This window comes from Pseudomonas sp. LBUM1657, from assembly GCF_059716075.1.
In genome coordinates, this window is the sequence record NZ_CP166799.1 from 4,985,162 (window position 1) to 4,998,036 (window position 12,875).

Consider the following 12,875-nt stretch of genomic DNA (forward strand, 5'->3'; position numbering starts at 1 on the left):
GTCACTCATGGAAAACAGCGCAATCCGCATCGCCCTGATCGGCGATTACGACCCGCAAGTCACCGCCCACCAAGCCATCCCCGTGGCCCTCGGCATGGCCGCCGAGCAGACAGGCCTGAACGTGCAATTCCAGTGGCTGGCCACTGAAAGCATTCACGCCGATACGCCGCTGGACGAGTTCGATGGCTTCTGGTGCGTGCCCGCCAGTCCGTATCGCAGCATGGACGGCGCGTTGCGCGCGATCCGCTTTGCCCGCGAACAACAGCGACCTTTCCTCGGCACCTGCGGCGGTTTTCAACATGCAGTGCTGGAATACGCCCGCCATGTTCTGGGGTGGGAAGATGCCGAGCATGCCGAGCATGGCGAGACGTCTCCCAATTCAGTGCGAGCGTTACTCACGCCGCTGACGTGTTCACTGGTGGAAGCCGTCGATACGATTCATTTGGTTGAAGGCTCGTTGATCGCCAAGGCGTACGAAACCTCCGAGATTCGTGAAGGCTATCGCTGCCGCTACGGTGTGAATCCCGAATTCGAACGGGAACTGCTTAAACACGAACTTCACAGCGTCGGCCACGATTCAGCACAAGACTTGCGGGCGGTAGAGCTTCAAGGTCACCCGTTTTTCGTCGCCACCCTGTTCCAGCCAGAACGCGCCGCGCTCAAAGGCATTCTTCCGCCGCTGATCCGCGCCTTTATCAAGGCGTGTGTGAGGCAGACATCATGATCGGCCAGACACCTGCAACGCCCTACTTTGCGGTGATCTTCACCTCGCTGCGGACTGAGGATGACCAGGGTTATGCCGAGGCCGCTGAACGGATGGTGGCGTTGGCTCGCGAACAGCCAGGATTTCTCGGTGTGGAGTCGGCGCGGGGCGAGGACGGGCTGGGAATTACGGTGTCCTATTGGGCCAGTGAAGCGGCGATTCTGGCGTGGAAGCATCACCCCGAGCACAGTGCGATTCGTGAGCGTGGGCGCTCGACCTGGTATTCGGCGTGTCATACGCGGGTGTGCAGGGTTGAGCGGGCGTATGCGTTCAAGCAGTAATTGATGTTGTGTTCTTGAGGCCGTCTTCGCGAGCAAGCCCGCTCCCACATTAGACCGCGTCTGTCCGGACAACACGGTTAACCTGTGGGAGCGGGTTTGCTCGCGAAGAGGCCAGCACAAACAACGCAAAAACTCAGCCCCGCACGAGATTCCGCTCCGCCGAAATCTCCGGCACTTCCCGCCGATTCATGTACACCCGCAACGGTTCGGTAATGTTGATCCGGTCATCGATGTTCTGATCCAGCAACAACTGAATCAACTCGCGCTTGAGGGTCATGGCCTGATCGGGACCCGAGGCCCAGACAAATTCGCTGACAGGAATTATGCCGTCGTCCGCCACGTCCATGCCGAAGGAGTCTTCGCTGAAACGAACGATGTACTGGCCGGTCTTGCGATTGAGGCCGACGAAGCCTTTGAGTTGGTCGGCGGCCTGGCAGATGAGCTGGGAAGTGATGCGCATGATAAACCTCACAAAGGGTCGCAAAGGACCGGTGATCGATGGTTTACACGCAGGGCAAGCGAACGGGTTTCCCTCTGGCGGGGAAGTTACCGGGGCCAAGAGTACTGCAAAGAACCGCACAAAAGCGTAGAAAAAATCTGCTTTAAACACGTTTATGTCGGTCTGGCGATAGCGCTCGCGGCGCTCAGTTGTTAAAAGAGACGTCTTTGAAAATACTCTGCGAAAGGATCTCGACCATGCCTGTTACCTTCACCAAGAGCGCCCTGCTGCTGAGCGTGCTACTCGGCCTCGGCCAGGCTCAGGCCTCCAGCGAACCCAGCCCCACCGCGCTGGCGACCCGTTTGGGCATTCCACACCCGGCAGTGATCGCCCACCGTGGCGCGTCCTTCGATGCCCCGGAATCCACAGCTGCGGCCTACAAATTGGCCCGCGACCTGGGTGCCGACTACCTGGAGCTGGACCTGCAACGCAGCAAAGACGGCGTGCTGTTCGCCCTGCACGACGACAACCTGCAACGCACCACCGACGTTGCCATCAAATTCCCGGAGCGCAAGGACAGCCCGGCCAACGCGTTCACCCTCGCCGAGCTGAAAACCCTGGATGCCGGCAGCTGGTTCAACACCGCTTACCCGGATCGCGCGCGTCCTTCCTATGCGGGCCTGAAAATCCTGACCCTCGACGAAATCATCGACATCGCCCAGGGCAACCCGCTGCACAAGCCCGGTTTGTACATCGAAACCAAGGAGCCGAAGCAGTTTCCCGGCCTTGAACGCGACCTCAAGGACAAGCTTCAGGATCGCGGCTGGCTGAGCCCGGCGGGTTCGAAACTGGCGAAAAGCGATTTGGCGGTCGGCCAGGGCAAAGGCAAGGTCGTGCTGCAAACGTTCGAGAAGAGCAGCCTGGAACTGCTGGAAAAGGAAATGCCGCAAGTACCGAAGATTTTGCTGCTGTGGGTCGGCGAAGGCAGCATCGAGCCCAAGTCCAAGGTGAAATTCGCTGAGTCCGGCGACAAGGACAAGGCCACTTATTACGCCAAGCAGGAACCGAAATCCAAGGCCGAATTCCAGCAATGGGTCGAGTACGCCAAGGCCCAGGGCGCGGTCGGCACCGGCCCGTCTGCCGCGCTGACCAAGGGTGGCGATCAGAGTTATTCAGACCTGGTGCAACCGTGGATGAACCAGTACACCCACGATCAGGGCTTGCTGGTGCACGTCTACACCATCGACGATGCCGTGGATTACCAGAAAGTGGCGGCGGCCGGCGTCGACGGCATTTTCACCAATCGCGCCAGCGAACTGCTCAAGTTCTACAAACGCCCGGCGGCAGCCAGCGTGGCGCAGTTGCTGCAAAACAACGGGTACTGATCGGGGCTGACGATGCATCACGTCGCTCCGTTCGCGAGCAAGCCCGCTCCCACAAGGAATCGACAAAACCTGTGGGAGCGGGCTTGCTCGCGAATGCTTTTTAGGAATTAAGGCTGAATTAAGTTGCCACTACTAATCTGAACCCACTTAAACAGCTCACCCAAGGAAAGAACCTCATGAAAACCCTGACTGCTTTGTTCACTGCCGCTGCCCTGACGCTTACCGCTGGCATGGCTCAGGCTGATGTTCGCGTCGACCAGATCCCTGAGCTGGTTAAAAGTGGCAAGATCAAGCCATTGGAAGAAATGAACCAGGCCGCCCTGAAGTTGCATCCGGGTGCGACCATCACCGACACGGACCTGGACAACCACTTCAATAACTATGAGTACGAAGTGGAACTGAAAACCGCTGACGGCAAAGAATTTGACGTGGACTTCGATGCCACCACGGGCAAAGTACTGAGCGACAAACAAGACACCTGATGCCCACACAAAAAGCCGCACGATTTTCGGATCGTGCGGCTTTTTTGCGTGTCCGATTCGGACAATGAAGTCGCGCCAACTCAGCACCGGCCCGCTAGACTCTTCCCACGAAGTTCACGCAGAGATTGATTGATATGGGGCAAACAGCGGCAGCAGACATCGCCACAATCGCTCGGATCAGCGCCGTGCCGGCCATTCTGCAAGTGATCCGCGAAATGACCGGCCTGCGCTTCGCCGCCGTAGCTCGCGTTACCGAAGATTCCTGGACCGCGTGCGCGGTGCTCGATCAATTGGGTTTCGGCCTGCAGGTCGGTGGTGAGCTGGAAGTGGCCACCACCCTGTGCCACGAAATTCGTCAGGCCCACCACGCCGTGGTGATCGACAAGGCCAGTGACGACCCGCTTTACCGCGACCATCACACACCGCGTCTCTATCAATTCGAAAGCTACATTGCCGTACCGATTTTCCGCACCGACGGGCGTTTCTTCGGCACCATCTGCGCCCTTGATCCCAACCCGGCGCCGCTCAAATCCAGCACGATCCAGAGCACCATGGAATCGTTCGCGCGGATGCTCGCGCTGCAGATCGAATTCGAAGAAAACCAGCAAAAGACCGAAGCGGCGCTGGTTGAAGAACGGGAAACCGGCGAACTGCGCGAGCAGTTTATCGCCGTGCTCGGGCATGACTTGCGCAACCCTTTGTTCGCCATCAGTGCCGGCGCGGAAATGCTCCTGCGCAAACATCCCGACCCGACCAGCGAGCAGCGGGTCAGGCACATCCTGACCAGCGCCCACCGCGCGACCCGACTGGTCAACGACGTGCTGGATTTCACCCGAGGTTCCCTGGGCAAGGGCATCCCGGTGAACATCGAGCCATGCCCGGATCTGAAAGAAGCATTGCTGCATGTGATTGCGGAAATTCAGAGCGTGCACCCCGACCGCAGCATTGTGTCGTCCATTGGTGACGTGCGCGGTGTTCATTGCGATCGCGAGCGGGTGACGCAATTGGCTTCCAATCTGGTGGCCAACGCGGTCACCCATGGCGATCCCGCGGGTGCGGTAGAGGTCAGTGCGCGGATCGATCAACAAGTGTTTGTGCTGAGCGTGAACAATCAGGGGCAGATTGCCGAGCAGGCGTTGCCGCATCTGTTCCGGCCCTACTCGCGACCGACCCGCGATACACCGCAGGCCGGCCTCGGGTTGGGCTTGTACATCGCCAGCGAAATCGCAAAGTCCCATGGTGGAAAACTGGACGTGGTCTCCAGCGCGGAACAGGGCACGACCTTTACCTTCAGCCTGCCCACCCCCATTTGAACAAGCGACTCTGACTCACTTTATTCACACTAGGCGCTCAGACGCGACGTCACCTCATTCAACTGCCCCGACAAACCATGCAGGTTTTGGCTGGCCGCTTCGGTGCGTTGCACGTTGTCCAGGTTGGTACTGGCAATGCTGGTGATCTCGGTGAGGTTGCGCGAGATGTCCTCGGCCACCGATGTCTGCTCTTCGGCGGCGGTGGCGATCTGGCGGTTCATGTCGCGAATGGCCTCCACGGCATGGGTGATGCGCTCCAGCATGGCGCCGGCCTGGGTCACTTGTTCGACGCTTTCTTCGCTGCGCGACTGACCGCTTTCAATGGCCTGGGCCGCGTCCACCGCACCGGTTTGCACGGTTTGAATGATCTGGTTGATCTCGATGATCGACGCCGCCGTGCGTTGGGCGAGGCTGCGGACTTCATCGGCCACCACCGCGAAACCACGCCCGGCTTCACCGGCGCGGGCCGCTTCGATCGCTGCGTTGAGCGCCAGCAGGTTGGTTTGTTCGGCGATGCCGCGAATCACTTCGAGCACCTTGCCGATGCGTCCGCTGTCGGTTTCCAGCTGTCGAATGACCGTGGCGGTGTTGGCAATTTCGCCACGCATTTGGGTGATGGTGTGAATGGTGCCCTGCATGACTTTTCCGCCCTGCTGCGCGGACTGGTCGGCGTCGTCGGCCGCGCGCGCCGCCTCGGCCGCATGACGGGCGACTTCTTGCGCGGTGGCGGACATTTCGTTCATCGCCGTGGCGACCTGATCGGTGCGGTTGAATTGTTCGTTGGTGCCGCTGGCCATCAAGGTCGCGATCGAGTTCAGCTCGCCGCTGGCACTGTCCAAGTCCGAGGCGCTGCGCTGCAAACGGTTGAAGGTTTCAGCAAGGAAATCGCGCAGGGTATTGGCCGCCATCGCCAGTTTGCCCAGTTCGTCCTGACGGGTGCTCGCCACCCTCTCGGCGAAGCGGCCCTGGCTGAGTTGCGCCACGTATTCGATCAATTTGCGAATCGGCTCGACCAGGTTGCGGTTGACCAGCCACAGGCTCAACAGGCCGATCGACAGACCCGAGGCCAGCATCACGATGATCCCCAGCAATACCGTGCGATCGGCACTGGCGTTGATCAGCTTCGATTGCTCGGCGCCCTGCTTGCGCAACTCGCTGACCAGTTCGCTCATCTGATCACTGGTCGCGCGGTCCACACCTTTGACCGCCATGTCGCCGGCCGTTGGGTCGGCACCGGCCGCCACGTAGGCATCACGGCCCTTCTGGTAAGCGGCGCCCAACAGGCGATGTTCGTCCCGCAGACGTTCGATGCGATCCTTGAGTTGCGGCTCGATGCCCTTCTGCCCGGCCAGCTCGCCGAGGATGCCTTGCACATCGTGCTGACGCGCTTCGAATTGCTTCCAGTATTTGTCCAGGTCCGCCGGTTGCTTGCCGCGCAGCAGGACGTTTTTCCACTCTTGCACCTGCACCTTGAATTGCAGGTTGGCTTCATCGATCAATTGCGAAGTGTACAGCGGACCCTCGATCAGGTTGGCGTAGCTCTGGACTCCGCTGGACAGAAAGTGAAAGCAGGCCAGGGCGATCAACAACACCGCGAACAGGCTGCCGCTCAGCAGGGCGAGAATTTGCGCTCTCAAGGACTTTTGCAAAAACATCGGAAGGTACTCATGACAGGAATGAGGCACGCCCGGTCAGGCGTGAAAGGTGTCCGGACATCCCTGTCTGCAGCGTTGGCACATGGCCGAAGGCGCGCAACTCAACCTAAGCGTGATCGGCGTGCCAGAGCGGTTCTTTAAGTAGATCCGACCATCGGTATAGCAATCGTTTGCGGTTATTTTACCGTCACAAAAACGTCATCACGCCTTGCGATGATGCGGCTCAAGTGAACCTGTGAAACCCGCGACAGGCGCTTCCTCACAGCGAGAGCTCATGAACCACAGCATCGACCAAAGCCATCGCGACCCGGACCTGTTCGGCCTGCTTTACGGGTTCAGTTTTCGTCCCGGTGAACGCGGCCGGGAGATCGATTCGGCCAGGGCGTTGCAGTGCCTTCAACAATCGGACAACGGCGACGAGTTTCTCTGGCTGCATCTGAATCTGGCGCATGCCGCGTGCGAGCGCTGGATGAAAAGTCATTTGGAATTGCCCGACGAGTTTTTCGAGGCGTTGCATGAAGGCTCGCGTTCGACGCGTATCGAGCATGTGGATTCCGCGTTGCTGGCGGTGGTCAACGACGTGGTGTTCAACCTCAGCAGCATGGTTTCGTCCGATGTATCGACGCTGTGGGTTTGTGCCCGCAGTCGGCTGATCATCAGCGCGCGCCTGCAACCGCTGCACTCAGTGGACAAGCTGCGCTCCTCGGTCAAGGCCGGTGAGTGCTTTCGCTCGCCACTGGAATTGCTGGTGCATTTGCTGCGCGATCAGGGCGAAGTGCTGACCCAGATCGTGCGCAAGACCAGCCTGAGCGTCGATCAGATCGAAGACGAGTTGCTGTCCTCGCGTCTGTCCACCAACCGCGCCGAACTGGGTGCCAATCGCCGGGTACTGGTGCGCTTGCAACGGTTACTGGCGCTGGAACCGGGCTCCTTGCTGCGCCTGCTCAACCGCCCGCCACAGTGGTTGCAGAAGGAGGACGTGAAGGAGTTGCGCAAATCCACCGAGGAGTTTGCGCTGATCATCAACGACCTCACGGCGCTGGGCGAGCGGATCAAGCTGTTGCAGGAAGAAATCGCCGCCAACCTCAACGAACAGAGCAACCGCACGCTGTTTACCCTGACCGTGGTGACAGTGCTGGCGTTGCCGATCAACATCATCGCTGGTTTCTTTGGCATGAACGTCGGCGGGGTGCCGCTTTCCGGTGATCCCGAAGGGTTCTGGATTCTGGTGGCGCTGGTCGCGACGTTTACCGTGATTGCCGGGCGCTGGGCGTTTCGTAAGCGGCAGGATTACTGAATGCGACTTGAGTCCATTCGCGAGCAAGCCCGCTCCCACAGTGATCTTGAGTGAACACAGGTTTGGTGCCCGACAAAGATCCCGTGTGGGAGCGGGCTTGCTCGCGAAGGCGGCGGCACTTTCACCACAACCTTCCGAGACTGATTCAATCCCGGCCAGCCCCCTGAGCCGGGATTTTTCGTTCTCGCCCGGGCATTTCGTCGCAAACTCAGCGGATTACGCGTTTATTGATCCAGTCCCGACCAGATCGCACTTCAGTTTGCTAACGTGTTGCCGATTCATAAGTGACTCGATGTATTCAGGAGATAAATCGTGAATCTGTACATCAATCAGCTGCAACAAAAAGCTGACTTCAAAGAAGCCATTTATGCAGGCGATATTTTCCTGAACACTCAGCTGCGCGCCGCCAAAGAGCTGTGTGCGTTCGCCCAGGAAAGCATCACGGCCGCGTTCGACGGCGAGACCAATCACCAGGCGCTGCACACGCTGATGCCGGTGGAAGAATTCGTGGTGCTGGTAACACGCCTCAAGGGCCAGTTCACCAACAGCCAGCGCGCCAAGGACCTGATCCTGTCGTTTATCGACGAGATCGGTGTCGACCCGCGCGAGTACATTTTCGACGTGCCGCGCATTCGCGTTGTGCCCAACTATGACTACCTGCACGCGGGGGTCAGCTACGCCTACAAACCTCATCGCGACACGTGGTACGGCAGCGTCGATTGCCAGATCAATACCTGGATGCCGGTGCACACCATTCGCCCCGACCAGACCATGATGATCAACGCCGGCTACTTCGACGTGCCAGTGAAGAACACCTCCAGCGAATGGAGCCTCAACGACTGGATTAGCAACCAGCGGCACAAGGCCAAGGACAACCTCAAGGAGGAAGTCCGGGTGCACCCGGTGCCGCTGGAGGCGATCAATACCGCGTCTGAAGTGCGCATCGCCGGCAACACCGGCGAGATGCTGATTTTCTCCGGCTCGCACCTGCACGGCACAGTCGCCAATCACACCGAACAAACCCGCTTCAGCGTGGACTTCCGCCTGATGCACCTCGACGACCTCAAGCACAAGCGTGGCGCGATCAACGTCGACAGCGCCTGCCCGGACGTCGGCGCAGGCTTCAAAGACTATTTCCACGCCCACGACTTTTCGAATTTCCAAGGAATCGACCAATGACCAAGCGTCGCATCACGCCTGCCGAGGCCCAGTACAACGAAACCCGTGCCAATGTCCTGAAACGGGTCGATGCCGAGTACGTGGCCGACGCGCCGTTCGTCTTCGCCAACCGCATCGGCGTGACCGCTGCACTGTCGCGCATGGAGCTGTTCAAGAAGGTTGCCGAAGTACCTGGCGCGATCATCGAGTGCGGCGTGTACAAGGGCAACTCGCTGATGCTTTACATGCACCTGTCGATGATTCTCGAGCCCTACGCGATCAACCGCTCGATCGTCGGCTTCGACACCTTCGAAGGCTTCCAGAGCATCGACAAGAAAGAAGACCCGGCCGACGTCAACGAGACCATGTTCTCCGACACCGACCAGTCGCTGATCCAGGACATGATCGACGCCAACGACCTGCTGCGCCCGGTCAACCGCATCCCACGTTGCGAGCTGGTCAAAGGTGACATCGTCAAGACCGTGCCTGAGTGGGTCAAGACCCGTCCGGACCTGGTCGTGGCCATGCTGATCCTCGACACTGACCTGTACGAATCGACCAAAGTCGCCCTGGAAACCTTCCTGCCGTACATGCCAAAAGGCGCGGTCGTGGTGCTGGACGAAGTCGCTTACCGCAATTTCCCGGGCGAAACCAAAGCCCTGCGCGAAGTGCTCGACCTGAACAAGATCGAACTCAAGCGGCTGCCGTTTGATTCCTGCGTAGGCTACTTCCACGTCTGACACATAACCCTGTGGGAGCAGGCTTGCTCGCGAAGGCGGTTGTACATTCAACAATGATGTTGACTGTCAGTCCGCTTTCGCGAGCAAGCCCGCTCCCACAGGTTAAGTGGCTGACTGGATGACTTGCCCCAACCAGTCCATGAACGCTCGCACCCGCAACGGTAAATGCCGTTGCCGGGCATAGAGCAACGAAACCTCCATGGACGGCGCGCTGAGCTGCGGCAACACCGCCACCATCTCGCCACTGAGCAAATACGACTGCATGCCCATGCGCGGCGCCTGAATCAAACCGAAGCCCCCCAGACACGCCGCCTCATAGGCATCAGTGCTGTTGACCGTGACACTGCCGGCCATCGGCAGTCGATGCAGTTTGCCGTCCACTTCATACAGAAAACCTTCCGACCGCGACCCCAGTACGCCGACGTAATGCACCATCCGGTGCTGCGCCAGATCTTCGAGCCGTTCAGGTACGCCATAGCGCTGCAGATACGCAGGGCTGACACAATTGGCCATGACAAAATCGCACAAGTGTCGCGCGACCACTGATTGATCCGGCTGCGCGCCGACCCGCACCACGCAATCAAACCCTTCGCTGATCAAATCGACCCGGCGATCGGTGGTGCTGATTTCGAGCTCCAGATGGGGGTGCAGCGTCATGAATTCGGGCAGGCGTGGCATCACCACGCGGCGAGCGAGAAAGTTCGGCATGTCGATGCGAATCCGCCCGGTGAGCGAGGCCGCGTCCTGGCGAAACAGCCCTTCGATTTCATCCATGTGCGACAGCAAATCCTTGCTACGGTCGTACAACACCAAGCCGTCCTGAGTCGCCTGAACCTTGCGCGTGGTGCGTTGCAGCAGGCGCGTGCCGAGCAACGCTTCCAGCGCCTGCACATGCTCGGACACTGTGGATCGGGGCAGCCCCAGACTTTCCCCCGCGAGGGTAAAACTCGACATTTCGCTGACCCGGACAAAGGTGCGCAGCAGTTCCAGTTTGTTCATGGCCCCGACCTTTTATTGTTCGGATTAACCGATCAGTGATTCCGCTTTCACCCTGTTTATCACCTCCCACCGGATAAATAAACTTCCTCACATCAACCACCCACTGCTCCTGAGAGGAAGTCCCATGAACCGTAAAATCGCACTGATCACCGGCGCCAGCCGCGGCCTCGGCAAAAACGCAGCCTTGCATTTGGCCGCCCAAGGCATCGACATCATCGGCACTTACAACAGCAAGGCGGATGAGGCGCAAGCACTGGTCGCGCAAATCGAAAGCCTCGGCGGTCGCGCTGCCATGTTGCAACTGGATGTCGGCCAGAGTGAGCGCTTCGCAGATTTCACCACGCAGGTCGCAGAGGTGTTGCGCAGCCATTTCGATCGCCAGCACTTCGACTTTCTGATCAACAACGCCGGGATTGGCTTGAACGCGAGTTTCGCCGACACCACCGAAGCGCAGTTCGACCTGCTGATGAACATCCATCTGAAAGGGCCGTTCTTCCTCACCCAGCACCTGTTGCCGCTGCTGAATGACGGCGCTCGCATCGTCAATATTTCCAGCGGCCTGACCCGCTTCAGCTTGCCGGGTTACGGCGCCTACGCGGCGATGAAGGGGGCCATGGAAGTGCTGACGCGCTACCAGGCCAAGGAACTGGGTACACGCAACATCACCGTTAACACCCTCGCGCCTGGCGCCATCGAAACCGACTTCGGCGGCGGCACGGTGCGCGACAACAATGACGTGAACAGCTACATCGCCGGCAATACCGCCTTGGGTCGCGTCGGTCAGCCGGACGACATCGGTGCTGCCATTGCGCTGCTGCTGGCGCCGGGCAGCCAGTGGATCAACGGGCAGCGGGTTGAAGCGTCGGGCGGAATGTTTCTGTAAAGGCAAAACCTGTGGTGAGGAGGCTTCCTGTGGCGAGGAAGTCTCCTCGCCACAAAAGCGCCCTCACTCTAGCGAACAGCGCGAGCCATCAGCATGCGCTCGCGCACCACGTCATACCCCCAGTGGTAAACGTAGGTATACGGCAGGAAAAACAGCAACACGCCAATATCCAGCAGGAACGCTTGCCACAGGCTGATGTTCAGCCACCAGGCAATCAGCGGCACACCGACCGCAACCAGTCCGCCTTCGAACAACAGCGCATGGACAACCCGTACCCAAGCGTTCTGCGCGATCTGCAGGCGATCGAGCATGCGGTCGAACAGGCCGTTGAAGACCACGTTCCAAGCCAGGGCCAGGGCCGCGATAGCCATGGTCACGAGGCCCATGTCGAGCATCGGCTTGTCCATGATCCAGGCCAGCAGCGGGGTACAGATCAGAATGGCCAGCAGTTCGAAACCAACGGCCTGGAAAATACGTTCAGTAATGGATTTGTTGGCATTCATGGCCAGACTCCCTGAGTGACTGTGGTTGCCATGATCCATTACAGCTCCGATACTTCATAACCAATAACCATCGATCAAGGCGATAGTTCATGGCCTCCCACGAAGTGCTGCTCGCGTTCGTCCAAGCGGCGACTCAAGGTTCGTTTTCCGCGGCGGCGCGCAAGCTGGGTCGCAGTCAATCGACCATCAGCGCGGCGGTCGCCAGCCTGGAAATCGATCTGAACTTGATTCTGTTCGACCGCAGCAGCCGCAAGCCCACGTTGACTCCGGCCGGGCACGTCATGCTGCAACGGGCCGAGGAGATTCTGGCCGCCACCAGCCGCTTGGAAATGACCGCCAGCCAACTGTCCCAGGGAGTCGAGGCGAAGCTGACGGTGGCGATTTCCGACACCTATCAATCCCACCGTTTCGAAGCGGCACTGACTGACTTCGAGCAGCGTTATCCGGACCTGGAACTTGAATGCCTGATCGCCGAATGCGATGACCTGGTGGCGCTGGTGCAAAGCGGTCGGGCGCAGGTCGCCTTCGCCGAAATGCAGGACAGTTATCCACCAGACCTGGTCAGCTCGACGGTGGACGAGCGCACGGAAATCGCCCTGTTCGTGTCCCCTGCACATCCGCTGGCAGTGCTGGGCAATATCGATCAGGACATGCTGCACCAGCACCGCGAGCTGCGTTTGGCGACTATCGTCAATCCGTACGAAAGCCGCGCGAAAGGCCGCGTATGGTCTGCACCCAGTTATTTGATGCTGCTGGAAATGGCCCAAGGCGGGTTCGGCTGGGCGCCGTTGCCGCGATGGCTGGTCGAGCGTTTTGGCGCGGGGTCGTTACAGGAATTGCGGGTTCGCGGCTGGCCGAAAACGGTGTCGGTGGATGCGTTGTGGTCGCGGCTGCATCCGCCGGGACCGGCGGGGAGTTGGTTGCTCAGCAAGATGCTGGAATAGCGGCGCGGCCATTCGCGAGCAAGCCCGCAAGGT

The 12,875-nt window shown here is 59.5% G+C and carries 14 protein-coding genes; 10 read left to right on the top strand and 4 right to left on the bottom strand.

Translation table 11 applies throughout. The annotated features are described in order from the left end of the window. Positions 1 to 7: 7 nt before the first annotated feature. A complete protein-coding gene (locus tag ACA055_RS23005) occupies positions 8 to 724 on the top strand; it encodes a CTP synthase C-terminal region-related (seleno)protein (protein ID WP_497680725.1) in 717 nt (238 codons plus the stop codon). After that, positions 721 to 1,044: an antibiotic biosynthesis monooxygenase family protein gene (locus ACA055_RS23010; protein WP_497680726.1), complete on the top strand. Its 324-nt coding sequence runs from the start codon at positions 721 to 723 to the stop codon at positions 1,042 to 1,044. The genes ACA055_RS23005 and ACA055_RS23010 overlap by 4 nt, the downstream gene beginning before the upstream one ends. A 133-nt stretch (positions 1,045 to 1,177) precedes the next feature. Here ACA055_RS23010 and ACA055_RS23015 read toward each other — a convergent pair whose 3' ends face one another. After that, positions 1,178 to 1,504, bottom strand: coding sequence for a DUF2025 family protein (locus tag ACA055_RS23015; RefSeq protein ID WP_497680727.1), 327 nt, complete (start codon positions 1,502 to 1,504; stop codon positions 1,178 to 1,180). A gap of 236 nt (positions 1,505 to 1,740) precedes the next feature. On the opposite strand from ACA055_RS23015, the gene ACA055_RS23020 reads away from it, so the two are divergent. The 3 genes from ACA055_RS23020 to ACA055_RS23030 all read left to right on the top strand — a co-directional run bounded on the left by ACA055_RS23020 (position 1,741) and on the right by ACA055_RS23030 (position 4,663). Next, positions 1,741 to 2,868, top strand: a complete 1,128-nt coding sequence (locus tag ACA055_RS23020; RefSeq protein ID WP_497680728.1) for a glycerophosphodiester phosphodiesterase — start codon at positions 1,741 to 1,743, stop codon at positions 2,866 to 2,868. A 176-nt stretch (positions 2,869 to 3,044) separates the two neighbouring features. Beyond that, entirely contained in the window at positions 3,045 to 3,350 is a 306-nt protein-coding gene (locus ACA055_RS23025) for a PepSY domain-containing protein (RefSeq protein ID WP_497680729.1), read from the top strand. Between the two features lie 134 nt (positions 3,351 to 3,484). Beyond that, positions 3,485 to 4,663, top strand: coding sequence for a GAF domain-containing sensor histidine kinase (locus ACA055_RS23030; RefSeq protein WP_497680730.1), 1,179 nt, complete (start codon positions 3,485 to 3,487; stop codon positions 4,661 to 4,663). Positions 4,664 to 4,692: 29 nt separating this feature from the next. On the opposite strand, the gene ACA055_RS23035 is transcribed toward ACA055_RS23030, so the two are convergent. After that, positions 4,693 to 6,318, bottom strand: a complete 1,626-nt coding sequence (locus ACA055_RS23035) for a methyl-accepting chemotaxis protein (protein WP_497680731.1) — start codon at positions 6,316 to 6,318, stop codon at positions 4,693 to 4,695. Between the two features lie 274 nt (positions 6,319 to 6,592). Between ACA055_RS23035 and ACA055_RS23040 the strand changes: the two genes are divergently transcribed. The 3 genes from ACA055_RS23040 to ACA055_RS23050 all read left to right on the top strand — a co-directional run bounded on the left by ACA055_RS23040 (position 6,593) and on the right by ACA055_RS23050 (position 9,513). Continuing rightward, on the top strand, positions 6,593 to 7,615 hold the full coding sequence (locus ACA055_RS23040) for a transporter (RefSeq protein WP_497680732.1): 1,023 nt from the start codon (positions 6,593 to 6,595) through the stop codon (positions 7,613 to 7,615). A gap of 312 nt (positions 7,616 to 7,927) precedes the next feature. Then, positions 7,928 to 8,794, top strand: coding sequence for a hypothetical protein (locus ACA055_RS23045; RefSeq protein WP_497680733.1), 867 nt, complete (start codon positions 7,928 to 7,930; stop codon positions 8,792 to 8,794). Then, positions 8,791 to 9,513: a TylF/MycF/NovP-related O-methyltransferase gene (locus ACA055_RS23050; RefSeq protein WP_054044827.1), complete on the top strand. Its 723-nt coding sequence runs from the start codon at positions 8,791 to 8,793 to the stop codon at positions 9,511 to 9,513. Before ACA055_RS23045 ends, ACA055_RS23050 begins: the two co-directional genes overlap by 4 nt. A gap of 102 nt (positions 9,514 to 9,615) precedes the next feature. On the opposite strand, the gene ACA055_RS23055 is transcribed toward ACA055_RS23050, so the two are convergent. Further along, positions 9,616 to 10,512: a LysR family transcriptional regulator gene (locus tag ACA055_RS23055; protein ID WP_497680734.1), complete on the bottom strand. Its 897-nt coding sequence runs from the start codon at positions 10,510 to 10,512 to the stop codon at positions 9,616 to 9,618. Between the two features lie 124 nt (positions 10,513 to 10,636). On the opposite strand from ACA055_RS23055, the gene ACA055_RS23060 reads away from it, so the two are divergent. Further along, positions 10,637 to 11,395: an SDR family NAD(P)-dependent oxidoreductase gene (locus ACA055_RS23060; protein ID WP_497680735.1), complete on the top strand. Its 759-nt coding sequence runs from the start codon at positions 10,637 to 10,639 to the stop codon at positions 11,393 to 11,395. 68 nt (positions 11,396 to 11,463) lie between these two features. Here ACA055_RS23060 and ACA055_RS23065 read toward each other — a convergent pair whose 3' ends face one another. Next, on the bottom strand, positions 11,464 to 11,898 hold the full coding sequence (locus ACA055_RS23065) for a multidrug/biocide efflux PACE transporter (RefSeq protein WP_497680736.1): 435 nt from the start codon (positions 11,896 to 11,898) through the stop codon (positions 11,464 to 11,466). Between the two features lie 89 nt (positions 11,899 to 11,987). On the opposite strand from ACA055_RS23065, the gene ACA055_RS23070 reads away from it, so the two are divergent. Then, on the top strand, positions 11,988 to 12,842 hold the full coding sequence (locus ACA055_RS23070; protein WP_497680737.1) for a LysR family transcriptional regulator: 855 nt from the start codon (positions 11,988 to 11,990) through the stop codon (positions 12,840 to 12,842). Positions 12,843 to 12,875: the final 33 nt, after the last annotated feature.